Source organism: Micromonospora sp. RV43 (genome assembly GCF_001029515.1).
GTDB classification, from domain to species: domain Bacteria; phylum Actinomycetota; class Actinomycetes; order Mycobacteriales; family Micromonosporaceae; genus Micromonospora; species Micromonospora aurantiaca.
Genome location: NZ_LEKG01000028.1, coordinates 1 through 20,408, shown reverse-complemented (window position 1 = coordinate 20,408; position 20,408 = coordinate 1). Strand labels below are relative to the sequence as shown.

Genomic DNA, 20,408 nt, shown 5'->3' with positions numbered 1-20,408 from the left:
GGAGGGAGGAGCCGGATGGGGCGTGACGCGGACGACGGGCGGGCGGACTACCTCGCCTTCGTCGAGTCGCACCAGCACCGGCTGCTGCGCGCCGCGTACCTGATCTGCGGGAACCGCCACCAGGCCGAGGACCTGCTCCAGGACGCGCTGCTCAAGCTTGCGCTGCGCTGGCCGTCGGTGCGCGACGGCGACCCGGCCGCGTACGTGCGCGCCATCCTCTACCGCGACGCCGTCTCCTGGTGGCGGCGCCGACGCCGGGAGTGGCTCAGCGCGTACCCACCGGACCGGCCGGGTGCCGACGCCGACGCGGCGCTGCGGCTCACCGTGCGCGCCGCGCTGGACCGGCTGCCGCCACGTCAGCGGGCCGTCGTGGTGCTGCGCTACTTCGAGGACCTGACCGAGGTCGCCACCGCCGAGGCGCTCGGCGTCACCGTCGGCACCGTCAAGAGCCAGTGCCACGACGCGCTGCGCAAGCTGCGCGACGTCGTACCCGCCCCCGGCACGTCCGGAGACGGCCTGGTGACCGGGATGGAGGCGAACCCGTGAGCGAACCCGAGCTGACCCGGCTGCTGACCCGGGCCGCCGAGGAGATCCGGCCGACCCGGCCGGCCGAGGCAGGATGGGAGCGGGCCGGACGGGTCCGCCGCGCCCGCCGGGCCGCCGGCGTCGCGGCCGTCGCCGTGGTCCTGCTCGGCGGCGGTACGACCGCGCTCCTGCACCGCTCGGGCCCGCCACCGGCCGCACCGCCCCGCCCGACTGTGACGTCGGTGCCGAGCGCGCCTGTGGTGCAGCGGCCCCCGGACCGGCTCGGCGAGGCGGGCGACCCGCTGGGCCGGCTCGGCGACCGGGTCGCCTTCGCCCTCTCCGACCGGCCGGTGAACCGGGCGCTGGCGCTGTACCAGCCGGTCGACCCGGAGACCGGCGACGCCGGTCCGGTCCGGGTGCTGGGTGACGACGGCATGGTCCGGGAACTCGACGTGGTGACGCTCGCGCCCACCCGCGACGCCGAGGGCAACGAGGCCACTCCACTGAAGCCGGGCAGCCTGTCGCCGGACGGCCGGACCGCCGCGTTCGCGCAGACCGGTGAGGTGGTCGTGGTCGGCCTGACCGACGGCGCGGTCCGCCGCTATCCGCTCACCGGCTACCTGGAACACGTGCTCTGGGCCGGGGACCGGCTGCTGGTCGGGGACAACGACACCACGTACGAGCTGGACCGGCGCACCGGGTCGGCGCGGAAGCTCGCGGTCGACCCGTGGACGCTCGTCGTGCCCGAGCCGGCCCGGTCCGGTGAGCTGTTCACAGTGGGCGGCTGGTCCGGGGACGGCGGCCTGGCCGTACGCCGGTTCCCCGCCTCCGGTGGCGCGCCGGAGCGGCGGCCGGTGACCGCCGGGGAGCTTCCCCCCGGCTACCAGCTGAACGAGGTCTACGGGCGGGGCTGGCAGCGCGGCGACCGGATCGCCCAGGCCGGGTGGACCACCACCGCGGGCGCCGCCGGCACGATGAGCGGTGCCGAGGGCGTGGCGGTGCTGGACGCCCGCACCGGCGCGGTGACCCGCCTGCTCGACCTCGGGCGCGAGGGCCGGACCAAGGGGTGCTGCGAGGTGTACGGCTGGACCGCCGACGGCGCGGTGCTGCTCCGCTACGACGCCGGGCTGGCCCGGTGGCGGCCGGAGACCGGCGCCGTCGACTGGGTGGCGAGCAACGTCCCCGGCCGGCTGTCGATAGCCGCCCGCTGACCGGTGCGGAACGCGGCCGGACCGGCGTAACAGCGGAACCGGCCGGTCCCGCCGCGGTGACGGCGGGACCGGCCGGGACGCTCAGCGGGTCAGGCCGCCGGGCTGGTCGCCCTTCACGACGGGGGCCCGGACCAGGTTGCCCCACTCGGTCCACGAGCCGTCGTAGTTGCGCACCTGCGGGAACCCGAGCAGGTGGTGCAGCACGAACCAGGTGTGGCTGGACCGCTCGCCGATCCGGCAGTACGCGACCACGTCGTCGGACGGGCTCAGCCCGAGCTGGTCGCCGTAGATGGCGCGCAGCTCGTCGGCGGACTTGAACGTGCCGTCGTCGTTCGCGGCGGACTTCCACGGCTTGCTCACCGCGCCCGGGATGTGCCCGCCACGCAGCGCGCCCTCCTGCGGGTAGTCCGGCATGTGCAGCATCTCGCCGGTGTACTCGCCGGGCGAACGCACGTCCACCAGCGGCCGCCCGGCCGCCACGTGCGCCATGACCTGCTCCCGGTACGCGCGGATCGGCGCGTCGTTGCGCTCCGGCACCGGGTACGAGGCGCGGGGCCGGCTCACCTTGTCCCGGGTCAGCTCCCGCCCCTCGGCGATCCACTTCTGCCGGCCGCCGTCGAGCAGACGCACGTCCTGGTGACCGAAGAGGGAGAAGACCCAGAGGGCGTACGCGGCCCACCAGTTGAAGTTGTCGCCGTAGAAGACGACTGTGTCGTCCCGCCCGATGCCCTTGGCCGCGCACAGCTCGGCGAAGCTCGCGGCGTCCAGGTAGTCGCGGGTGACCTGGTCGTTGAGTTCGGTGTGCCAGTCGACCTTGACGGCGCCGGGGATGTGGCCGGTGTCGTAGAGGAGCACGTCCTCGTCGGACTCGACCACCACGAGCCCTTCGTCGCCCAGGTGCTCGGCCAGCCACTCGGTGGTGACCAGGCGCTGCGGGTCGGCGTACGACTGGAGGTGGGGATGCGGATCGCTCGGCACAGGCATGATCCCCAAGGTACGCCGGATCAGCGCGGTGCGGTGCCGGTCAGGCGCGGCGGTGCACCAGGCGGCCGGCGACCACTGTCGCCAGGCAGGAGCCGTCCGCGTCGAACACGGCGAGGTCGGCGCGCCCGCCGGTCACCAGCGCGGGCGGCCGGGCGGCGGGCAGCACCGCCACCTCGTTGCGGGCCGCGGCGGAACGCAGCGCCGGGTCGGTGACGTGCTCGTCGAGCACGGCGGCCACGCCGAGCCGGAACAGCGCGTGCACCCGCTCGCGGGGCGTGGGCGCCGGGGGGAGCGGGCCGTCGTGCACGAGCGCCGGCCCGAGCGTGCCGGCCCACCGCCGCACCCGCACCCCGGGGTACGCGCCGGACAGCTCGGCCGTGGGCACTATCGCCTCGACCCGGTCACCGGTGACCACGACGGCGAGCCCGGCGCGGGGTGGGTCGTCGGGTGTCAGCCGCAGCAGGTCGGCGGCGTGGACGGTACGCACGCTCAGTCGCGCTCGACCGGCCCGAGCACCGGCCGCTTGGCGGTGACGAAGTCGCCGGAGGACCGCCCGGTCAGCCGGCGCTTGATCCACGGCGCCAGGTGCCGGCCGGCCCAGCGCAGATCGGCGGCGCGCGCGGCGAGCCACGGGCTGGGCGCCGGATGCGGCGGCACCATCAGCCACTCCTCCTCGCAGCCGATGCCGAGCGCGGTGAGCACCTGGGCGGCGACCCGGCGGTGGCCGGCGGCCGACAGGTGCAGCCGGTCGGTGCTCCAGAGCAGCGGGTTGAGGTAGGTGTCGTCGGCGTACAGGTCGACCAGGATCGCGCCGTGCCGCTCGGCCACCTCGCCGACCGCACGGTTGAGCAGCGCGACCCGGGGGGCCACCAGCCGCTGGCCGGGCAGCCGGGCCATCACGTCGGCGAACCGGAACAGCACCACGTCGCTGCCGCCGGACCGCAGCCGCTGCACGACCGAGTCGAAGCGGGGGACGAACGAGTCCGGGTCGAAGCTGCGGCGCAGCACGTCGTTGCCGCCGGCCGCGAAGCTGATCAGGTCGGGCTTCATGGCCAGCGCGGACGGCACCTGCTCGGCCACCACGTTGGGGAACAGCCGGCCGCGGATGGCCAGGTTGGCGTACCCGAAGTCGGGCCCGGCCTCGGCGGCGAGGCGGGTGGCGACCAGATCGGCCCAGCCCCGGTAGCTGCCGTCCGGATACGCGTCGTCCATGCCCTCGGTGAAGCTGTCGCCCACCGCCACGTAGCTGCGCCAGCGCACGGCGCCTCCCTCAGACGTCCCGGCAGAAGTGCGTCGCACAGTCTGTCACCGCGCGGACCGGTCCCGCTGACCCTGGACGCCGGACGTGGCGGATGTCTCGACGTCCTGTTCACGACAGCCACCCGAGGGGACAAATCCGTCCGACACGTCCGGCGGGGCAGAATCAGTCGTCCGGACCGGGGATGATGTCTGCCGTCATCCGGCCGGGCGAAACCGTCCGGCCGGTCCCGCACACGGGCACGAGCGAGGAACCACATGACGCAGGGGCACCCACCGGCGGGCTGGCCACCGCCCGGCAACGCCGACCCCCGGTACGCCGCAGCACCGCCGCCCGCGCAGCCGGGACCGTGGGGGCCGCCGCCTGCGGCGCCGAAGTCCCGCCGGGGGCTCTGGATCGGGCTCGCGGCGGGTGCGCTCGCGCTTGCGCTCTGTGCCGGCACGGCGGTCGGCGTCGGGCTGGGCCTGCGCGGCGACGACGAGGAGGGCCCGGCGCCGAAGGCGGCAGCCGGCGCGAACGGCGTCACCGTCACGAACGCCGAGCTGACCGCCCTGCTCGACCGGCACAGCAAGGCGCTGGCGGCGAAGGACCTGGACGGCTACCTGGCCGCGTTCGACCCGGCCCGTAAGGAGCTGATCGCCGGGCAGACCCAGCTGTTCCGCAACCTGGGGAAGCTGCCGCTGTCGGTGGCCCGCTACGAGACCATCGAGCGGCAGGGCCGCGCCGGCGACGCCTTCGGGCAGGGCGTCACGTTCCAGCTCGACGTCTCGTTCGTGCACCAGCTCGACGGCTTCGATCTGGCCCCGGTCGCCGAGTGGTACCGCTGGACGATCGTCCGCGCCGGCAAGGACGCGCCCATCCAGGTCACCGCGGTGACCGGCGCGCCGGCCGGCGGCAACGGCGACTCGAAGACCGTCTACTACCCCGGGCCGTGGGACAAGTGGCAGGAGATCCACGTCGAGCGGACCCCGTTCGCCCTGATCATCACCGACGCGGCCCGGGCCGGCGTGGCGAGGCGGTACGCCCCGGCCGTCGACAAGGCGGTGACGAGCAACCTGGCCGTGTGGCGGGCCAACGCGCCGCCCGAGCCGCTGTCGGACAAGTTCGTCGTCACGCTCGCCGACGGCAAGGACGAGATGACCTCGCTCTACCGGATCGGCACCGAGAAGGCCACCGAGGCGGGCTACTCGGTGGGCATGGTCGCCGCCGAACGCAGGGACGGCAAGGACACGATCGGCGGCACCCGCGTCGTGGTGGACACCAGCGATCGTTACTTCACCCGCTCCGGCGGCGACAACGACGCCCACATGGTGTTGCGGCACGAGATCGCGCACTCCCTGATGACACTCCGCACCGACCTGGCCGCCGTGGACGAGTTCAGCAAGCTCGACGAGTGGGTGGTGGAGGGCTTCGCCGAGTACATCGCCTTCCACGGCCGCCCGCTGGCCGCCAGCGACCGTACCGCGCCGTCCCGGCAGATGGTCCGCAACGGCTGGAACGGCGCGCTGCCCGGCAACAGCGACTGGGACAACCCCGGGATGCTGACCTTCCACTACTGGCTCGGGCACACCGCGATGAACCACCTCGCCGAGAAGCACGGCGAGCCTAAGCTGTTCCGCTTCGTCGAGGCGGTCTACGCCGGCACCCCTACCGACCGCGCCGCCCGGGACGTGCTCGGCGTGTCGCTCGACGAGTTCCGGGCCGGCTGGGCCGACTACGTCCGCGAACTGGACGGCTGACGGAAACGGGAGACGACCGATGACCTATCAGCACCAGCAGTACCCGCCGCCCGCGTACCCGCCGGTGGGCCGGCCGGGTCCGGCCGGTGCGCCGCCGTCGGCGCCGAAGCGGCGCGGGCGCGTGGCGTTGCTCGTCGCCGGTGGCCTGGTGGCGGTGCTCGCGGTCGCGGGCGGCACCGCCTACGGCGTGTCCCGGCTGGTCGGCGGCGGTGACGACGGCGGGAAGAAGCTGCGCACCGCGTGGGTGCTGGACTTCCCGGAGCGGCAGCGCAACGGGCTGAAGACGTACGACGGGCAGGACATGTTCGGCGCCTGGCTGGTCGGTGACGCCGTGGTCCGGGCCCAGCCGGACGGGATCATCGCCTACCGGCTCGGCGACGGCGCCCAGGCGTGGGGCGTGCCCGCGCCGCAGGCGTCCTCGCTGTGCGCGGCCGCCCAGACGCTGGCCGAGGGGCGGGGTGTGGTGGCGCTCGGTTCCGCCGACTCCTGCGACACGCTCGTCGGTTTCGACGCGGCCGGCGGCACGCAGACGTGGCGGGCCACGTTCCCGGTGGAACGCCGGACGGGCCGGTCCGAGATCGTCGCCCCGGACCTGTCCGTGGCCGCCGGGCAGGTGGTCGTGCGCAGCGGCGAGAGCGTTCTCGGCTACTCGCTGGCTGACGGCAAGCGGCTGTGGCAGACCGACGCCGACCGGCTGCTGCCCGGTCGCGACTGCCGTCTGACCCAGGCGCAGGCCGCCGGGACGCAGGCGGTGGTCACCGCGCGCTGTGACGGCGACCAGGGCGCGCTGCTCGGCCTGGACCCGGCCACCGGCAAGCCGCGCTGGCAGCAGAAACTGCCCGCCGCGCAGCAGAGCGCCGGGGTGCTGAGCGTCGACCCGCTGGTCAGCCTGCCCGGCCTGGTCAGCGAGACGTTCGTCGCGCGCGACGCCGCCGGCAAGGCGCGGGCCACGTTCGGCAACCCCGTCGACGGTACGCGGTTCAGCGACCTTCCGATCAACCGCTCCAACACGGTCAGCGGGCCGGAGATCCGGCCGTACCTGGCCGACGCGGACACGCTCTACCTGCCCACCGAGGCGACGAACGTCGGCGGCAAGATGCGCCAGGCCAACCAGGTGGTGGCGATCGACCTGGCCACCGGCAAGCGGCGCTGGGTGTCGGCCGGGCACACCGACGGCGAGGTGGAACTCATCCGCCTCGACGAGCAGGGCGTGCTGGCGTGGGAGGTGGGCGACCGGCGGGATCTCGCCCCGCGGCTGGTCCGCATCGACCCGGCCACCGGCGCGGTGAGCGTGCTGGCCGAGGCGCCGCTGTCGGCCGGCACCGAGGGCAGCGACGCGAAGGTGCTGGAGCGCGACGGCACGGTGGTGCTGGTGCCGTGGAAGCACGTCACCGCGGACGCGGCGATCACCGTCCTGCGCTGAACGACGCGGGGCGGGCCACCCGTCGGTGACCCGCCCCGATGAATCGAATCGCCTCAGCCGAGTGCGGCGGCGATCTGCATGTCGCGCAGGGCCGAGGGCTCCGCCCGCTCCGTGATCTTCTTGCCGGCCGCGTCCACGAGGATCACCGCGTACCCGCCACCGCTGCGGACCCGGACCACCATCGACCCGTCCGGCTGGAAGAAGACCTGCTGCAGTTGCCGCCCCTCCAGCGGCAGCGCCACCTCCTTCCCGGTGCGGGTGTCGAGCACGGCGTTGACCAGCAGATCCCGTGCGGCGTCTCCGTAAGTTCCGTTCCGGTCGATCCGGAAGAGCGCGATCCGTCCGCCGTCCGGGGAAAGACTGGACAGGTCGAAGGAGACGTACCGGCTGCCCTTCGCGCCCAGGTCCGGCACCGTCCGTCGCGTCTTGCCGTTCCGGTCGGTGAGAACGATCGTGCCGTCGGAGCCGTCGGCGAACGCCAGTGTCCCGTCCGCCGCGAACACGGCGTGGCAGCCGTCGAAGCCGGTCACCTTCGTGAACTTCCCGGAGGAGGCGTCGAGCACGCCGGTGTCGCCGCCGGCGGTCAGCCGCACGACGAGCTGTAGCGAGTTCGGCATCCAGACGGGTGACCAGCACATGTTGTCGACGCCGTCCCTGAGCTTGCGCCGCTCCGAGCCGTCGAGGTCGGACACCCAGACGGCACCGGCTCCGTCGACCCACGACATCCGCTTCCCGTCCGGCGACGCCGCGACGTTGAGCACCGCCGCCTCATACGGGACGCTGAGCAGGCGGACCGGGTCGTCGCCCGGGCGCCACGACTGGAGACGGACGGTGCTCGTCGAGGACGCGCCGTTCGGCAGCAGGGACGGGCCGTAGACGATCCGCCCGAAGGTCGCGGCGGCGCTGGACCCACCGTCTGTGGTGCCGTCGGGCGCCGTCGACGACGTGCGGGACGGATCGGTGGAGGGCGTACGGGACGGCTCGACCGGCGGGGCGGTGACTGTGACCGACGGGCCGGCCGGTGCGGGCGCCTGGCTGTTCGGCCGGATCGCCAGCGCGGTCCCGGTCGCGGCGGCCAGCACCACGAGCGCGGCGGCGGAGGTGGCGACGGCCCGCTGGATGCCGAGCCGCCGCGAGGTACGCAGCGCCCGGTCCCGCAGGTCGACCGGGGTGACCTCCTCGGCCAGGTCGGACAGGTCGAGACGCAGTCGGTCCTGGTTCATCGGGCGGTTCCTTCCGTGACGTACAGCTCGGCGAGCTCCGGGGCCACGCTGCGCAGCTTCGCCAGCGCCTTGGAGGTCTGGCTCTTGACGGTGCCGACGGTCACGCCGAGCAGGTCGGCGGCCTCGGATTCGGTGCGGTCCTCGAAGAACCGCAGGACCAGCACGGCCCGTTGCTTGGCGGACAGCCGCGCCAGCGCGGCCCGGAGAGCCAGCCGGAGCGTGGTCTGCTGGGCGTGGTCGGGGGCCGAGTCGCCTCCGCGCGGCTCGGGCATGTCGCCCGGCATCGACTCGGCCACCCGGCGGCGCCGCCACCAGGAGACCTGCAGGTGGTACATGATCTTCCGGGTGTACGCCTCCGCGTTGCCGGTCTCGTGCAACCGGTTCCAGGCACGGTGGGTACGGGCGAGGGCGGACTGGACGAGATCCTCGGCCAGATGCTGGTCGCCGGTCAGCAGGTAGGCGGATCGCAGTAACGCGGGGGTGCGAGTTCGGACGAACAGGTCGAACTCATTCAGGAGAGGGTCCACACGAGCCGGTCCTTGGGGTCAGGTGGTACATCAGCGTGACGCCTTCCGAGACGCCACCTGTGCACGCCATGGTTGCCGCCGCCGGTGACTCTTTCTCGACAGCCCTCGGCCGGGCGTCAGCAGTCGAAGACCGACCAGCAGATGTCGTTGCGCAGGCGCTGGTCGTCCAGGACCAGGTCGCGGATCTCCGCCGGGAGCTGGTCGCGCTGCCACCGGCACTCGTCGCGCCCGGCCGCCTCGCCGAGACCGGCGGGCGCCGCCGCGCGTACCGCCTTGATCGCGTACGCGGCGGCACCGAGTTCGTGGGCGGCCACGTGGGCCACGACGGCGGCCTGACCGGCGGCGTACGCGGCGTTGCGTGCCACCCCGCGCAGGTCCCGGGCCGCACCCATGGCGTGACCGCCCGCCGCACGCGCCTCCATCATCCTGACCTCGCCCCGCACCCAGGCGCGGGCGTGCTCGATCGCCTCGCGTGGGCGGCTGTCGTCCGGCCGGACCGCCTCGAACAGGCCGAGGACGTGCTCGGCGCAGGTGGCGGCCCACAGCGCCAGCAGGTGGTGGTGCTCGTCGGTGAGAGTGCCGCCCCGGCGGATCGTCGTGAACCGGGGATCGCGGATCTTCGGCAGGATCACGACGCGGCCTCCGGCCCGGCGGTGCCCTGGCGCAGGTCGTGGTCCAGAGTGCTCATCAGCCGGGCGACCCGGCTGCCGCCGCCGGTCAGCGGCGGATAGCGGCGGAGCACGTCGACGAGCACCGGCGTGGCGAGCCGTCGGGACCGGTCCACCTGCGAATCCCCGACGGCCTCGTCGCCGCCGGCCTCCAGTTCGGCGACGCGCGCAGCGTTGGCGGCCGCCCGCAGGATGTGACCGACCTGGGTGGCCTTCGCGATCGGGTGCAGGTACGCGGCCGCGGCGGCGTCACCCGCGGCCCGGGCGGCCAGGCGCGCGGCCTCGGTGGGCGCGGACCGGGCGGCCCGGTGCGCGTCGAGGGACGTGACCCGCTGGAGTCTCGTCCGGGCGGCGCCCCGCGCGAACGTCCAGGCCGCGTCGACAGCCGCGCGGGGACGCGGGTCACCGGGAACCGCCCGCTCGTAGACCGGGAGCACGTCCTCCGCGTGCCGGACCGCGTACCGCGCCACCTCGCGCAGCTCGTCCGTCGTCAGGTCGAAGTCCCCGGGCGCTGTCATGACGCGGGCATCGTATCGGTGATGCTGCGCCGGTACGGGCCCCAGCCGACGAACCGCTCGAACAGCTCGCGCGGGGTCGGCCCGTCCTGCGGGTTGAGGCGGAACAGGTCGTGGGTGGCCTCGTGGTAGAGCCCGGACAGGTAGACCGCCAGGTCGACGGGGTGGTCCGCGTACTCGACCTTGAGCAGCAGGCGGGCCTGCGCGCAGGGCCACGGCCCGCCGCAGGCGCGGCAGAGCCAGAGCGGCCGGATCGGCAGGTGGGCCGGGTGGTCCGGCGGGTAGGGGCGGGGCCGATCGGGGTACGGCCCGAGCCGCGGTACGGGAAGGTTCATGCGTGACAGTCTGCTGAGCAGGCCACTACTCTCGGAAGTCGTCACGGCCGGTCCGGGGAGAGGCCGGGAGACCACCGGCCGACTGGGGAGGGCGTGTGGAGAACGAGCCGACCGCCGAGCTGATCCGTGCGCAACTGCGGCGGCTGCGGGTGCGGGCCGAGCTGAGCCAGGAGGAGTTCGGGAGGCTCGTGCACTTCTCCGGCTCCCAGGTGTCGGCGGTCGAGCTGGGCCACCGGCCGCTCGACCGGTTCTTCCTCGCCCGGGCCGACGAGGTGCTCGGCACCGGCGGGCTGTTGATGTCGCTGCTCAAGCTCGCCGAGCGCGACGGCCAGCCGAGCTGGTTCCGCCCCTGGCTCGAAGCCGAACGCCAGGCGCAGCAGTTGCGCACCTACCAGCCGACCCTGGTGCCCGGACTGCTCCAGACCGAGAACTACGCCCGCGCGATGATCCGGACGGATGACCTGATCACCGATGACGAGGTGGAACGACGCCTCGGAGTGCGTCTGGACCGGCAGTCGATCCTCTCCGACCCGGGCCGCCCGAAGTACATCGCCGTCATCGAGGAGTCCGTCCTGCGCCGCGCCGACGACGGCTACCGCGGACTCATGACCGAGCAGATCGCGCACCTCGTCGAGTGCGCCGAGCGCCCGCACGTCGACATCCACATCGTGCCGGCCTCGGTCACCGTGCACGTCGGCTTGGTCGGACCGTTCGCGCTGGCCCGGGGCACAGACGGCGGCTGGGTCGGTCACCTGGAGAACCAACTCGGCGGCGTCGTGGTCGACAAGGACGAGGACGTGGCTATCCTGCTGTCCAGATGGGAGAGTGTCCGCAGCGAGGCACTACCGCGCCGGCAGTCGGTCGAGCTGATGAAGGACGTGATGACCTCGTGGAGCTGACCGGAGCGATCTGGCGGAAGTCCACACGCAGCGGCACCCAGGGCGACTGTGTCGAGGTGGCGGACAACCTGGCCGGAGTGGTCGGGGTGCGGGACAGCAAGGACCCGGCCGGGCCGGTGCTCACCTTCACGCCCGACGCCTGGCGCACCTTCGTCCGGCTCAGCGGGCGCCGCGCGTCGAGCTGATCAGCACTGTGTGCTTGCGTACCCGGAAGGCGCCCTCGGCGTCGATGCGGGCCTCGATCGCGGCGCGGGCGGCCGCCTCCTGCGCGGCGGGCAGCGGCCAGATCATGCTGGCGACGTACGCCAGGATCGGCTCCGCGGCGGGCACCACCAGCTCGTCCGGGTAGCGCTCGACCGTCACGTCGTCGAAGTGGGCGGCGACCCGGGCCGGTGTCGTCTCGGCGGTCACGTCGTTCCGGTCGTGGAACCGGACAGCCAGGTCGGGGCGCCCGATCACCGCGCCGAGCGTGTTCAGCTCGGCCATGTGGTCGCGGCCGTTCACGGCGACGGCGAGCCGCCCGCCGGGGCGCAGCACCCGGGCGAACTCGCGCAGCGCGGCGTCCGGGTCGTCCAGGTGGTAGAGCATGCTGTTGGCGATCACCGCGTCAACGACGCCGGTGCGGAACGGCAGGTGCGTGGCGTCGCAGCGCAGCACCCGGGCGCCGGGCACCTCGCGCAGCCGCGCGCACATGGCGGGCGAGAAGTCGGTGAGGGTGAGCCGGCCGCGACGGCCGACCCGGCGCCACAGCTCGCCGGTGCCGGCGCCCACCTCCAGCACGTCGCCGGACAGCGGCAGCCGCTCGCCGAGCCAGGCGAACCAGTCCTGCGGGTTGGTGCCGTACGAGTGCAGTGCCATGCGGGCGGTCAGGTTGCCGGTGGTCGTCGCGTACTGGCTCACGGCGCGCGCCGAAGGAGTGGTGGTCATCCGCCGAACTTAGAGGAAGCGGTTCTCCGGGATCCCCGGTATTAAGCGTTGCTAGCTACCGGTACCTAGTGTTACTTTCTACTGGTACTCAGCGACGCTCAATAGCGAGGGAACGAGGACATGGCCAACCAGATGACGGAGATGCTGAAGGGCACCCTCGAAGGCATCGTCCTGGCGATCCTGGCCCGGCGATCCGCGTACGGCTACGAGATCACCGCCTGGCTGCGCGACCGCGGATTCTCGGACATCGCGGAAGGCACCATCTACGCGCTGCTCGTCCGCGTCGAGCAACGCGGTTTCGTGGACGTGGAGAAGGTTCCCTCCGAGAAGGGGCCCCCGCGGAAGGTGTATTCGATCAACGCAAAGGGGCGGGATCAGCTCGCCGAGTTCTGGCGGACGTGGAGCGTCCTCGCGGAACGCATCGACCACCTTCGTGACAACGACGACCGGCACGACGAAGGAGCATGAGCATGGCCGCGAAGTGGATCGAGACGCTCGTCGGATCGCTCGACCAGAAGAAGCAGTACAAGCGGCACATGGCCCGCATGGAGGCCCTGCCGGAACCCCATCGCAGCGCGGCCAAGGCGCTCCAGCGGTACTTCATGTACCAGGGCGGGATCGTCGACGGGAACACACTCGTCGCGATGCTCGGCGACTCCGTGGACCTCTGGGAGCGCGCGGTCGCCGACAACACGCCCGTCCGCGCGATCGTCGGCGACGACCCGGTCGAGTTCGCCGAGACGTTCGTGTCCGCGTACTCCGGGAGGCAGTGGATGGACAAGGAGCGCGAGCGCCTCCGGAAGGCGATCGACGCCGCCGCCGGCAACAGCGGGGAGGAACACTCATGACCACCGCGACGCGCGAACCCGCCATCCGGGTTCGGGGCATCACCAAGTCCTACAAGGACCTGCACGTGCTGCGGGGCGTCGACCTCGAGGTGACGGCCGGGAGCATCTTCGCTCTGCTCGGCTCGAACGGCGCCGGAAAGACCACGCTCGTGCGGATCCTGTCGACGCTGCTCAAGGCGGACACCGGCACCGCGACCGTCCACGGCTTCGACGTCGCTTCGGTTCCCGCCGAGGTACGCAAGTCGATCAGCCTGACCGGCCAGTTCGCCGCCGTCGACGAAGTGCTCACCGGCCGGGAGAACCTGGTCCTGGTCGCGAAGCTCCGCCACCTGAGGAATCCGGGTGCGGTCGCCGACGACATGCTGGCCCGTTTCTCCCTCACCGACGCCGGGAACCGCCGGGCGGGGACGTACTCGGGCGGCATGCGCCGGCGGCTGGACATCGCGATGAGTCTCGTCGGCAACCCGCCGGTCGTGTTCCTCGACGAGCCGACCACCGGCCTCGACCCGCAGGCCCGCATCGAGGTCTGGCGGACAGTGCGGCAGCTCGCCGAGGACGGCACCACCATCCTGCTCACCACCCAGTACCTCGACGAGGCCGAGCAACTCGCCGACCGGATCGCGATCCTGCACGAGGGAACGATCATCCAGAACGGCACTCTCGCCGAGCTGAAGCGGCTCCTCCCGACCGCGAAGGTCGAGTACGTCGAGAAGCAGCCGACCCTTGAGGACGTCTTCCTCGCCCTCGTGGGCCACACCGCCAGGGCCGCCGACAAGGCAGCCGTGCCCGCAGGAGAGGAATCCCGATGACCATCCACGTCCTCAGCGACACCGGAACCCTCACCGGCCGTTCCCTGCGGCACATCCTCCGCAGCCCGGACACCATCATCACCACGGCGGTCACACCCGTCGCGCTGATGCTGCTCTTCGTGTACGTGCTCGGTGGAGCCATCAACACCGGATCCGGCGAGTCGTACATCAACTACATGCTGCCGGGCATCCTCCTCATCACGATCGCGTCCGGCATCGCCTACACGGCGTACCGCCTGTTCCTCGACATGCAGGGCGGCATCTTCGAGCGCTTCCAGTCGATGCCGATCCCGCGGCCCTCAGTGCTCTGGGCGCATGTCCTGACCTCGCTCGTCGCCAACCTCGCCTCGCTCGTGATCGTCACAGGCGTCGCCCTGATCATGGGATTCCGGACGGGCGCATCGGTGGTCGGCTGGCTCGCCGCAGCCGGCATCCTGATCCTGTTCACCCTCGCCCTGACCTGGGTCGCCGTCATCGCGGGCCTGTCCGCCAAGACCGTCGACGGCGCGAGCGCCTTCAGCTACCCGCTGATCTTCCTGCCCTTCATCAGCTCGGCGTTCGTCCCCACCGACTCGATGCCCGGCCCGGTCGCCTGGTTCGCCGACAACCAGCCGGTGACATCGATCGTGAACACCCTCCGCGCGCTCTTCGCTCAGCAACCCGTCGGCAACGACGTCTGGATCGCGCTCGCCTGGTGCGCCGGCCTGCTCCTGGCCGCCTACGCCGCCGCGACGGCGATCTACCGCACCAAGGTCAGCTAGCCGGCCGTGGGAGCCGGTCACCCGTCACAGGTAGAGGCAGAACGGGTGACCGGCCGGGTCGAGGTGCACCCGGACGTCGTCCTGCGGCTGGAAGTCGGCCAGTGTCGCGCCCACCGACACCGCGTACGCCGAGGCGGCCTCCAGGTCGTCGACCTTGATGTCCAGGTGGGTCATCATCGGCGGGTCGCCGGGCCCGGCGGGCCATACCGGGCGCACGTAGGCCGGCTCGTCCTGGAAGGCCAGCCAGGTGCCGCCGTCCGGCGGAGCAAGCACCACCCAGTCGGACTCGTCCTCGCGACGGGACCAGCCGAGCAGCCGCTCGTAGAACGCGGCCAGGTCCTCTGCGGACGGCGCGTCCAGCACCGTGGTCGTCAGCTTCATCAGCGGTCGCTCAGCCATGCCGCATTCCTACCCGACCCCCGGGACGTTTGCTGGACCGTCCGCGCCAGCTCGGCGGGGTGGCGGTATCGACACCAGTCGGATGCCGCCACCTCGCCGAGCTGGCGACGATCGATCCGACACGAGCGCGGAAAGGGATCGCCCGGTCGTCCGCTCGCGCCATAAGCTGCGCCAATGCTGCTGCGCATGTCGACCCTGCTGCTCCGGACCCTGCGCGAGGACCCGGCCGACGCGGAGGTGCCGAGCCACCGGCTGCTGCTGCGCGCCGGTTACGTCCGCCGGGCCGCGCCGGGCGGCTACACCTGGCTGCCGCTGGGCAAGCTCGTGCTGGACCGGATCACCGCGATCGTGCGGGACGAGATGACCGGAATCGGCGACCAGGAGGTGCACTTCCCGGCGCTGCTCCCGGCCGAGCCGTACCGGACAAGCGGGCGGTGGACCGAGTACGGGGACGACATCTTCACGCTCGCCGACCGCAAGGGCGCCGAGCACCTGCTCGCGCCGACCCACGAGGAGCTGGCCGCGCTGCTGGTGAAGGACCTGTTCACCTCGTACCGGGACTTCCCGGTGACGCTGTTCCAGATCCAGACCAAGTTCCGCGACGAGGCCCGGCCCCGGGCCGGTCTGCTGCGCGGGCGCGAGTTCCTGATGAAGGACGCCTACTCGTTCGACCTGGACGAGGCCGGGCTCCAGGCGGCGTACGACCGGCACCGGGCCGCCTACGAGCGCGTCTTCACCCGGCTCGGCCTGGACTTCACCACTGTCCACGCGATGTCCGGCGCGATGGGTGGGTCCGCCTCGGAGGAGTTCCTGGCCGCCACGCCGGTCGGCGAGGACACGTTCGTCGGCTGCACCGCCTGCGACTACGCGGCGAACACCGAGGCGGTGGTGACCCGCGCCCCGGCCGCCGGCGACCCCGACGCGTACCCGCCTGCCGAGGTGCACGACACCCCGGAGACGCCGACCATCGCGGCACTGGTTGAGCTGGCCGAGGCCCGGGAGCTGGGCGGGCGCACCGGCTGGACCGCCGCCGACACGTTGAAGAACGTGGTCCTCACCGTCCGACGGGCCGGCGCCGAACAGGGCGAACCGCTGGTGATCGGCCTGCCCGGCGACCGCGAGGTCGACCTCAAGCGGGTCGAGGCGGTGCTCGCCCCGGCCACAGTGGCGGTCTTCGAGGACTGGGACGCGCACCCGGAGCTGGTCCGCGGCTACATCGGCCCGCAGATCCTGGCCAAGCACGGCATCCGCTACCTGGTCGACCCCCGCGTGGTGCCCGGCACCTCCTGGCTGACCGGCGCGAACGAGCCGGGCCGGCACGCCACCGACGTGGTGTGCGGGCGCGACTTCGTACCGGACGGCACGATCGAGGCCGCCGAGGTGCGGCCCGGCGACAGCTGCCCTGCCTGCGCCGACGGCGAGCTGACCATCCGGCGGGGCATCGAGATCGGGCACATCTTCCAGCTCGGACGCCGGTACACCGACGCGTTCGCGGTCGACGTCCTCGGCCCCGAGGGCAAGCCGGTCCGGCCCACGATGGGCTGCTACGGCATCGGCGTGTCCCGGGCGGTCGCCGCAGTGGCCGAGCAGCACCACGACGACCGGGGGCTGGTCTGGCCCGCGGCGGTCGCGCCGTGCGACGTACACCTGATCGCCGCCGGGAAGGGGCCGCAGCTCGACGCGGCGCTCGACCTCGGCGGGCGCCTCGCCGCCGCCGGCCTGCGGGTGCTGGTCGACGACCGCACGCACGTGTCCGCCGGGGTGAAGTTCACCGACGCCGAGCTGATCGGCATCCCGCGCGTCGTCGTGGTCGGCCGCCGCCTGGCCGAGGGGTACGTGGAACTGCGCGACCGGGCCACCGGCGAGCGCACCGAGCTGCCGGTGGAGGCCATCGTGGAGCGCCTGCGCGACGAGGCGGGCGCGACGCGCCGCGACGGGGTGTAGCGAGCGCGCCACCGGGTACCGCAGACGGATCGACCAAAGCGTTCGGAGGCTCTCATGTTCCGCGTCAGTGACGTGATGACCAGGCAGGTGGTCTACCTCTCGGCGGAGACCCCGTTGGACGAGGCGGCCCGGGTGATGAAGGAGTCGGACATCGGCGACGTGGTGGTGACCGACGGGGCCACGCTCGCCGGCATGCTGACCGACCGCGACATCGTGGTCCGGGCGGTGGCCGAGCGTGCCGACCCCGGCACCACCACGATCGGCTCGATCATCACCCGCGAGGTGGTGATGATCGAACAGCACTGCACGGCGAACGAGGCGGCGGCGCTGATGCGCGAGCGCAACATCCGCCGGGTGCTGGTGTGCGACAGCGACCGCAAGCTCGTCGGCATCGTCTCCCTCGGTGACCTCGCCATGCAGCTCGACCCCCACTCGGCACTCAGCGACATCAGCGAGGCCGCGCCGAACGTGTGAGCGCGGGCTCCGCACGTGCGGCGGGGCCCCGCTCGGCACCGCCGGGTGGCGACGCGCGGCGGCGGATAGCCTCGACCCATGCCCGAGATGCCGACCAAGCTGGCCGAGATCGTCGACGAGTTCGCCGCCGCGCCCCGCGACGTCGTCCTGGAGATGCTGCTGGAGTTCGCGGACGTGATCCCGCCCCTGCCCGAGGGTGTGAACCGGGAGGAACTGGAGCAGGTCCCCGAGTGCCAGACTGCGTTCTTCCTGCGCGCCGAGGTGAACGCGGACAAGACCGTGAGCACTGTGTTCGACTGCCCGCCGGAGGCGCCCACCACCCGGGCGTTCGCCGGCATCCTCGCCGAAGGGCTGGCCGGGGCGAGCGCCGAGGAGGTGCTCGCCGTACCGGACGACCTCTACCAGCGGATGGGCCTGGCGCAGGCGATCAGCCCGCTGCGCGTACGCGGCGGCACCGCCATCCTGGCCCGGCTCAAGCGCCAGGTCCGGGAACAGATCTCCTGACCCGCGGGTTGTCGCTGGTCATGGACATCGAGATCTACGCCGACGTGGTCTGCCCCTGGTGCTGGATCGGCAAGCGCCGGCTGGAACAGGCCTTGGAGTCGTACGACGGCGAGGTGAACGTCCGGTTCCGGCCGTTCCAGCTGGACCCGACTCCGGTCACCGAGCCGAAGCCGCTGCTGGAGGCGCTCGGCGACAAGTTCGGCGGGCGGGACAAGGCCGAGGGCATGGCCGCGCACGTGACGGGCGTCGCCGCGGGCGCGGGCCTGGACCTGCGGTTCGACCGGGCGGTGGCCGCGAACACGTTCGACGCGCACCGGCTGGTGCGTTTCGCCACCGAGCACGGGCGCTCCGCCGAGATGGTCGAGCGGCTCTACCGGGCGCACTTCCACGACGGCGTCGACGTCGGCTCGATCGACGCGCTCGTCACGCTGGCCGGCGAGGCCGGGCTGGACGAGACCGAGGCGCGGCAGTACCTGGAGTCGAACCTGGGCCGCCGGGAGGTCGCCGCCGACCTGAGCACCGCCCACCAGCTCGGCGTCTCCAGCGTGCCGACCTTCGTGCTGGACGGAAAGTATGCGGTCACCGGCGCCCAGGAGCCGGAGACGCTGCTCGCCGCGCTGCGCGAGGTGGCGCAGCGCGAAGCGGCAGCCTGATGTTTCACGTGGAACAAGATCGATGCGGATGAGGACCTAGGCCGGCCTGGCCAGGTCCTCCACCACCCTCGCCCCGGGCAGCGCGCCGAGCGCCGGCCCGGGCAGGGCGATCTTGCTGTGCCGTACGCCCGAACCGATGATCACGTGCGGCGTGGCGATCACCCGGGAGTCGACGAGGATCGGCCAGTCCGCCGGCAGGCCGATCGGCGTGATGCCGCCGTACTCCATGCCGCTCGACTCGACCGCCTCGGCCATCGGCGCGAAGCTCGCCTTGCGCACGTCGAGCAGCTTGCGGACCACACCGTTGACGTCGGCGCGGGTGGTGGCGAGCACGACACAGGCCGCGTACCGGGTCTCGCCGCCGCGCTTGCCGGCGACCACCACGCAGTTGGCCGACTCCTCCAGCCCCACCCCGTACGCCTCGCAGAAGGCAGCGGTGTCGGCCAGGTCGGCGTCGATCGGGGCGACCAGTACGTCGTCCACGTCCACCGGGGCCTCGGCCGGCCAATCCTGCAGGGCCGCGGCGACCGGCGGGGCGAGCAGGTCGAGCCGGGTGCGGGCCGGCTCCGTCTTCAGCGTCCCCATCATGCCGCGATCCTCGCACCCGCCCGGCGGATCGACCGGCCGGACCCCGCTCCCGCCCTTCAGTTGGGATTGGTGAGGAACGCGTTCTCCTGCGCGAAGTCCCGGCTCTCGGTCGTGGTGAGCTGCCGGCGGCGCAGCACCTCGGGACGGTTCGCCTCGGCGTCCTCGATGCCGTGCCGGACGCCGACCCGGATCACGCCGTAGAGGAAGACGAAACCGAAGACGTACAGGACCACTGTGGCGACGAAGACCAGCATGCGGTCACCGTAGGCCGGTGCGGACCCGACCGTTTCTCATCTTCCGGCGGTTCCCCCGTACGTGTCAGCGAGGTGGTCGGCCCAGGTCCGGGCGCCGGTCGGCGTGGCGGTCGTGGTGAGACCACCCGCGCGCAGCTCCCGTCCGAGCCGGCCGGGGATCCGGACCGGCAGCAGCGGACGGCGTACCCGGCGCGCCGCGAGCCAGGCACGGGCCGCCTCGTCGTAGCGCAGCACCTCCGGTCCGCCGAAGTCCTCCACCCGGTTCGACGGCCCGGCCAGCAGCAGGACGGCGAGCCGGTCCGCCACCTCACCGGGGTCGACCGGCTGGGCGAGCACGGCCCGGTCCCCGATCACCGGGCCGAGGCGGCTCGCGCCGCTGAGCAGCCCTTCCAGGAACTCCGGGAACTGGGTCGCCCGCAACACGCTCCACGGCACCGGTCCGGCGGCCACGACCTGCTCAGCCGCGAGCTTGTGCCGGTAGTAGCCGAGCGGCACCCGGTCGACGCCGACGATCGACACGAAGACCAGGTGACGTACCCCGGCGTGACCGGCCGCCACCGCGAGCCGGCGGGTGCCGAGCACGTCGATGTCGTGGGTGCGCCGCTGCGGCGACGAAGCCAGGTGCAGCACCGCGTCCACCCCGGCGACCGCCTCCGCCAGCCCGGCGCCGGTGGCCAGGTCGGCGGTCACCCACTCGACCCCGTCCCCGGTACGCGGTCCGCGGCTCATCGCGCGCAGCGTGAAGCCCTCGTCCCGCAGCCGCGGCACCGCCACCCGCCCGAGCCGCCCGGTCGCCCCGGTCACCAGCACCCGCATCGCCTGCGCCGGGGTGAGCCAGTGCAGGCACGGGTACGCGGCGATAACGCCGAGGCTTCGTCGCATCTGATCGACGGGATGGGCGCAGACCGGGCAGGCGGGGCGTGTCAATGCGACGGCTCCG

Annotated in this window: 27 protein-coding genes; 14 read left to right on the top strand and 13 right to left on the bottom strand. The window is 72.9% G+C overall.

Translation table 11 applies throughout. From position 1 onward, the window contains the following. Positions 1-15 precede the first annotated feature (15 nt). On the top strand, positions 16-546 hold the full coding sequence (locus ABD52_RS09780; protein WP_013283278.1) for a SigE family RNA polymerase sigma factor: 531 nt from the start codon (positions 16-18) through the stop codon (positions 544-546). Beyond that, entirely contained in the window at positions 543-1,736 is a 1,194-nt protein-coding gene (locus tag ABD52_RS09775) for a hypothetical protein (protein WP_047891616.1), read from the top strand. Before ABD52_RS09780 ends, ABD52_RS09775 begins: the two co-directional genes overlap by 4 nt. An 81-nt stretch (positions 1,737-1,817) precedes the next feature. Here the strand turns inward: ABD52_RS09775 and ABD52_RS09770 are convergent, their stop codons facing one another. The 3 genes from ABD52_RS09770 to ABD52_RS09760 are packed head-to-tail and all read right to left on the bottom strand — an operon-like array spanning position 1,818 to position 3,980. Then, complete coding sequence (locus ABD52_RS09770; protein ID WP_013283276.1) at positions 1,818-2,720, bottom strand: sulfurtransferase; 903 nt, start codon at positions 2,718-2,720, stop codon at positions 1,818-1,820. A gap of 40 nt (positions 2,721-2,760) precedes the next feature. After that, positions 2,761-3,207 carry a hypothetical protein gene (locus ABD52_RS09765; RefSeq protein ID WP_047891615.1) on the bottom strand — a complete coding sequence of 149 codons (447 nt, stop codon included), beginning with the start codon at positions 3,205-3,207 and terminating at the stop codon, positions 2,761-2,763. A 2-nt stretch (positions 3,208-3,209) separates the two neighbouring features. Then, positions 3,210-3,980, bottom strand: a complete 771-nt coding sequence (locus tag ABD52_RS09760) for an SGNH/GDSL hydrolase family protein (RefSeq protein ID WP_013473339.1) — start codon at positions 3,978-3,980, stop codon at positions 3,210-3,212. A gap of 255 nt (positions 3,981-4,235) precedes the next feature. Here ABD52_RS09760 and ABD52_RS09755 point away from each other — a divergent pair, with 255 nt between their 5' ends. After that, the gene (locus tag ABD52_RS09755; protein WP_047891614.1) at positions 4,236-5,717 is read left to right on the top strand and encodes a hypothetical protein; all 1,482 of its coding nucleotides are present in this window, start codon (positions 4,236-4,238) and stop codon (positions 5,715-5,717) included. Positions 5,718-5,736: 19 nt separating this feature from the next. Continuing rightward, the gene (locus ABD52_RS09750; RefSeq protein WP_047891613.1) at positions 5,737-7,140 is read left to right on the top strand and encodes a PQQ-like beta-propeller repeat protein; all 1,404 of its coding nucleotides are present in this window, start codon (positions 5,737-5,739) and stop codon (positions 7,138-7,140) included. A 53-nt stretch (positions 7,141-7,193) separates the two neighbouring features. On the opposite strand, the gene ABD52_RS09745 is transcribed toward ABD52_RS09750, so the two are convergent. The 5 genes from ABD52_RS09745 to ABD52_RS09725 form a co-directional block, all read right to left on the bottom strand. Beyond that, positions 7,194-8,363 carry a WD40 repeat domain-containing protein gene (locus ABD52_RS09745; protein WP_047891612.1) on the bottom strand — a complete coding sequence of 390 codons (1,170 nt, stop codon included), beginning with the start codon at positions 8,361-8,363 and terminating at the stop codon, positions 7,194-7,196. After that, positions 8,360-8,890 carry a SigE family RNA polymerase sigma factor gene (locus tag ABD52_RS09740; RefSeq protein ID WP_047891611.1) on the bottom strand — a complete coding sequence of 177 codons (531 nt, stop codon included), beginning with the start codon at positions 8,888-8,890 and terminating at the stop codon, positions 8,360-8,362. The genes ABD52_RS09745 and ABD52_RS09740 overlap by 4 nt, the downstream gene beginning before the upstream one ends. 116 nt (positions 8,891-9,006) lie before the next feature. Next, entirely contained in the window at positions 9,007-9,522 is a 516-nt protein-coding gene (locus ABD52_RS09735; protein ID WP_047891610.1) for a putative immunity protein, read from the bottom strand. Further along, entirely contained in the window at positions 9,519-10,076 is a 558-nt protein-coding gene (locus ABD52_RS09730; protein ID WP_030269600.1) for a putative immunity protein, read from the bottom strand. Before ABD52_RS09730 ends, ABD52_RS09735 begins: the two co-directional genes overlap by 4 nt. Next, positions 10,073-10,417, bottom strand: a complete 345-nt coding sequence (locus ABD52_RS09725; RefSeq protein ID WP_041798731.1) for a hypothetical protein — start codon at positions 10,415-10,417, stop codon at positions 10,073-10,075. Before ABD52_RS09725 ends, ABD52_RS09730 begins: the two co-directional genes overlap by 4 nt. Positions 10,418-10,503: 86 nt before the next feature. On the opposite strand from ABD52_RS09725, the gene ABD52_RS09720 reads away from it, so the two are divergent. Together ABD52_RS09720 and ABD52_RS09715 are read left to right on the top strand one after the other, a co-directional pair. After that, positions 10,504-11,307 (top strand): helix-turn-helix transcriptional regulator, encoded by an 804-nt coding sequence (locus ABD52_RS09720; RefSeq protein WP_047891609.1) that lies wholly within the window; start codon positions 10,504-10,506, stop codon positions 11,305-11,307. Next, entirely contained in the window at positions 11,298-11,492 is a 195-nt protein-coding gene (locus tag ABD52_RS09715; protein WP_047891608.1) for a DUF397 domain-containing protein, read from the top strand. Before ABD52_RS09720 ends, ABD52_RS09715 begins: the two co-directional genes overlap by 10 nt. Here ABD52_RS09715 and ABD52_RS09710 read toward each other — a convergent pair. Further along, the gene (locus tag ABD52_RS09710; protein ID WP_047891607.1) at positions 11,467-12,234 is read right to left on the bottom strand and encodes a class I SAM-dependent methyltransferase; all 768 of its coding nucleotides are present in this window, start codon (positions 12,232-12,234) and stop codon (positions 11,467-11,469) included. The two genes, ABD52_RS09715 and ABD52_RS09710, sit on opposite strands and share 26 nt — an antisense overlap. A gap of 120 nt (positions 12,235-12,354) precedes the next feature. On the opposite strand from ABD52_RS09710, the gene ABD52_RS09705 reads away from it, so the two are divergent. The 4 genes from ABD52_RS09705 to ABD52_RS09690 are packed head-to-tail and all read left to right on the top strand — an operon-like array spanning position 12,355 to position 14,652. Next, complete coding sequence (locus ABD52_RS09705) at positions 12,355-12,702, top strand: PadR family transcriptional regulator (protein WP_013473327.1); 348 nt, start codon at positions 12,355-12,357, stop codon at positions 12,700-12,702. Positions 12,703-12,704: 2 nt separating this feature from the next. Continuing rightward, positions 12,705-13,082, top strand: a complete 378-nt coding sequence (locus tag ABD52_RS09700; protein WP_013283261.1) for a DUF1048 domain-containing protein — start codon at positions 12,705-12,707, stop codon at positions 13,080-13,082. Further along, positions 13,079-13,891 carry an ABC transporter ATP-binding protein gene (locus tag ABD52_RS09695; RefSeq protein WP_030269593.1) on the top strand — a complete coding sequence of 271 codons (813 nt, stop codon included), beginning with the start codon at positions 13,079-13,081 and terminating at the stop codon, positions 13,889-13,891. Before ABD52_RS09700 ends, ABD52_RS09695 begins: the two co-directional genes overlap by 4 nt. Continuing rightward, positions 13,888-14,652: an ABC transporter permease gene (locus tag ABD52_RS09690; protein WP_013283259.1), complete on the top strand. Its 765-nt coding sequence runs from the start codon at positions 13,888-13,890 to the stop codon at positions 14,650-14,652. The genes ABD52_RS09695 and ABD52_RS09690 overlap by 4 nt, the downstream gene beginning before the upstream one ends. A 24-nt stretch (positions 14,653-14,676) precedes the next feature. Here the strand turns inward: ABD52_RS09690 and ABD52_RS09685 are convergent, their stop codons facing one another. Then, the gene (locus ABD52_RS09685; protein ID WP_013283258.1) at positions 14,677-15,051 is read right to left on the bottom strand and encodes a VOC family protein; all 375 of its coding nucleotides are present in this window, start codon (positions 15,049-15,051) and stop codon (positions 14,677-14,679) included. A 174-nt stretch (positions 15,052-15,225) separates the two neighbouring features. Between ABD52_RS09685 and ABD52_RS09680 the strand changes: the two genes are divergently transcribed. The 4 genes from ABD52_RS09680 to ABD52_RS09665 all read left to right on the top strand — a co-directional run bounded on the left by ABD52_RS09680 (position 15,226) and on the right by ABD52_RS09665 (position 18,626). Continuing rightward, positions 15,226-16,995 (top strand): proline--tRNA ligase, encoded by a 1,770-nt coding sequence (locus ABD52_RS09680; protein ID WP_047891606.1) that lies wholly within the window; start codon positions 15,226-15,228, stop codon positions 16,993-16,995. A 54-nt stretch (positions 16,996-17,049) separates the two neighbouring features. Beyond that, complete coding sequence (locus ABD52_RS09675) at positions 17,050-17,469, top strand: CBS domain-containing protein (RefSeq protein ID WP_013283256.1); 420 nt, start codon at positions 17,050-17,052, stop codon at positions 17,467-17,469. Between the two features lie 78 nt (positions 17,470-17,547). Beyond that, entirely contained in the window at positions 17,548-17,973 is a 426-nt protein-coding gene (locus tag ABD52_RS09670; RefSeq protein WP_013283255.1) for a SufE family protein, read from the top strand. A gap of 20 nt (positions 17,974-17,993) precedes the next feature. After that, positions 17,994-18,626: a DsbA family protein gene (locus ABD52_RS09665; RefSeq protein ID WP_047891605.1), complete on the top strand. Its 633-nt coding sequence runs from the start codon at positions 17,994-17,996 to the stop codon at positions 18,624-18,626. Between the two features lie 36 nt (positions 18,627-18,662). Here ABD52_RS09665 and ABD52_RS09660 read toward each other — a convergent pair whose 3' ends face one another. The 3 genes from ABD52_RS09660 to ABD52_RS09650 are packed head-to-tail and all read right to left on the bottom strand — an operon-like array spanning position 18,663 to position 20,350. Then, positions 18,663-19,211, bottom strand: a complete 549-nt coding sequence (locus ABD52_RS09660) for a YbaK/EbsC family protein (protein ID WP_013473323.1) — start codon at positions 19,209-19,211, stop codon at positions 18,663-18,665. A gap of 59 nt (positions 19,212-19,270) precedes the next feature. Then, the gene (locus ABD52_RS09655; protein WP_013283252.1) at positions 19,271-19,468 is read right to left on the bottom strand and encodes a hypothetical protein; all 198 of its coding nucleotides are present in this window, start codon (positions 19,466-19,468) and stop codon (positions 19,271-19,273) included. 36 nt (positions 19,469-19,504) lie between these two features. Next, the gene (locus ABD52_RS09650; RefSeq protein WP_235437430.1) at positions 19,505-20,350 is read right to left on the bottom strand and encodes an SDR family oxidoreductase; all 846 of its coding nucleotides are present in this window, start codon (positions 20,348-20,350) and stop codon (positions 19,505-19,507) included. Between the last annotated feature and the right edge of the window lie 58 nt (positions 20,351-20,408).

Excerpts from the sequence above, each read along its gene's own strand:
- ABD52_RS09690 (WP_013283259.1), top strand. The coding sequence starts at position 13,888 with ATGACCATCCACGTCCTCAGCGACACCGGAACCCTCACCGGCCGTTCC.
- ABD52_RS09685 (WP_013283258.1), bottom strand. The coding sequence starts at position 15,051 with ATGGCTGAGCGACCGCTGATGAAGCTGACGACCACGGTGCTGGACGCG.
- ABD52_RS09755 (WP_047891614.1), top strand. The coding sequence starts at position 4,236 with ATGACGCAGGGGCACCCACCGGCGGGCTGGCCACCGCCCGGCAACGCC.
- ABD52_RS09750 (WP_047891613.1), top strand. The coding sequence starts at position 5,737 with ATGACCTATCAGCACCAGCAGTACCCGCCGCCCGCGTACCCGCCGGTG.
- ABD52_RS09770 (WP_013283276.1), bottom strand. The coding sequence starts at position 2,720 with ATGCCTGTGCCGAGCGATCCGCATCCCCACCTCCAGTCGTACGCCGAC.
- ABD52_RS09680 (WP_047891606.1), top strand. The coding sequence starts at position 15,226 with ATGCTGCTGCGCATGTCGACCCTGCTGCTCCGGACCCTGCGCGAGGAC.
- ABD52_RS09660 (WP_013473323.1), bottom strand. The coding sequence starts at position 19,211 with ATGGGGACGCTGAAGACGGAGCCGGCCCGCACCCGGCTCGACCTGCTC.
- ABD52_RS09670 (WP_013283255.1), top strand. The coding sequence starts at position 17,548 with ATGCCCGAGATGCCGACCAAGCTGGCCGAGATCGTCGACGAGTTCGCC.
- ABD52_RS09710 (WP_047891607.1), bottom strand. The coding sequence starts at position 12,234 with ATGACCACCACTCCTTCGGCGCGCGCCGTGAGCCAGTACGCGACGACC.
- ABD52_RS09695 (WP_030269593.1), top strand. The coding sequence starts at position 13,079 with ATGACCACCGCGACGCGCGAACCCGCCATCCGGGTTCGGGGCATCACC.
- ABD52_RS09780 (WP_013283278.1), top strand. The coding sequence starts at position 16 with ATGGGGCGTGACGCGGACGACGGGCGGGCGGACTACCTCGCCTTCGTC.
- ABD52_RS09700 (WP_013283261.1), top strand. The coding sequence starts at position 12,705 with ATGGCCGCGAAGTGGATCGAGACGCTCGTCGGATCGCTCGACCAGAAG.
- ABD52_RS09655 (WP_013283252.1), bottom strand. The coding sequence starts at position 19,468 with ATGCTGGTCTTCGTCGCCACAGTGGTCCTGTACGTCTTCGGTTTCGTC.
- ABD52_RS09730 (WP_030269600.1), bottom strand. The coding sequence starts at position 10,076 with ATGACAGCGCCCGGGGACTTCGACCTGACGACGGACGAGCTGCGCGAG.
- ABD52_RS09675 (WP_013283256.1), top strand. The coding sequence starts at position 17,050 with ATGTTCCGCGTCAGTGACGTGATGACCAGGCAGGTGGTCTACCTCTCG.
- ABD52_RS09665 (WP_047891605.1), top strand. The coding sequence starts at position 17,994 with ATGGACATCGAGATCTACGCCGACGTGGTCTGCCCCTGGTGCTGGATC.
- ABD52_RS09650 (WP_235437430.1), bottom strand. The coding sequence starts at position 20,350 with ATGCGACGAAGCCTCGGCGTTATCGCCGCGTACCCGTGCCTGCACTGG.
- ABD52_RS09705 (WP_013473327.1), top strand. The coding sequence starts at position 12,355 with ATGGCCAACCAGATGACGGAGATGCTGAAGGGCACCCTCGAAGGCATC.
- ABD52_RS09745 (WP_047891612.1), bottom strand. The coding sequence starts at position 8,363 with ATGAACCAGGACCGACTGCGTCTCGACCTGTCCGACCTGGCCGAGGAG.